Source organism: Mesorhizobium sp. M7A.F.Ca.US.007.01.2.1 (assembly GCF_003998165.1).
In the GTDB taxonomy this organism is placed as follows: Bacteria; Pseudomonadota; Alphaproteobacteria; order Rhizobiales; family Rhizobiaceae; genus Mesorhizobium; species Mesorhizobium ciceri.
On the sequence record NZ_RZQP01000495.1, the window covers coordinates 1 to 916 of the forward strand.

The 916-nt window shown below is 64.2% G+C and carries 1 protein-coding gene; it reads right to left on the minus strand.

Annotated elements, in window-relative coordinates; all coding sequences use genetic code 11:
* The coding region (gene aroC / locus EN949_RS35420; protein ID WP_127371991.1) for a chorismate synthase at positions 1 to 916 on the minus strand (916 nt) is incomplete at both ends.

A 916-nucleotide genomic window follows, 5' to 3' on the forward strand; every position in this document is an offset into this window, starting at 1 on the left:
ATTCCCCTATTCCCCTCCCCGTCTGTCCCCGATGCCGCAGATAATGATCGGCGATCGCACAGGCAACCATTGCCTCGCCGATCGGCACGGCACGGATGCCGACGCATGGATCGTGGCGGCCCTTGGTCATGATCTCGACGTCCTTGCCGTGCTTATCGATCGACTTTCGCGGGGTCAGGATCGACGAGGTCGGCTTGACGGCGAAACGGGCGACGATTGCCTGGCCGGTCGAGATGCCGCCGAGGATGCCGCCGGCATTGTTGGACAGGAACACCGGCTTGCCGTCATTGCCGATGCGCATCTCGTCGGCATTCTGCTCGCCGGTGATGCGGGCGGCCTCGAAGCCGTTGCCGATCTCGACGCCCTTGACCGCGTTGATCGACATCAGGCCGGAGGCGATGTCCTGGTCGAGCTTGGCATAGATCGGCGCGCCGAGGCCCGGTGGAACGCCGTCGGCGACGATCTCGATCACCGCACCGACCGAGGAGCCCGCCTTGCGGATGCCGTCGAGATACTGCGTGAAGACAGGAACGGAAGCCGGATCGGGGGTGAAGAACGGATTTTCCGCATCGCCGATGAAATTCCAGTTCCAGTTGGCGCGATCGATGGATTTCTCGCCCATCGACACCAGCGCACCGCGCACCACCACGCCGGGCACCACCTTGCGCGCCAACGCACCGGCCGCCACTCTGGCTGCCGTCTCGCGGGCCGAGGAGCGGCCGCCGCCACGATAATCGCGCACCCCGTATTTGACGTCATAGGTGTAGTCGGCATGGCCGGGCCGGTACTGGCGGGCGATCTCGCCATAATCCTTTGAACGCTGGTCGACATTCTCGATCAGCATCGACACCGGCGTGCCGGTGGTGATCATCGTCTCGCCGTCCTCGTCGAGGATGAAACCTGACAGCACCTTCAC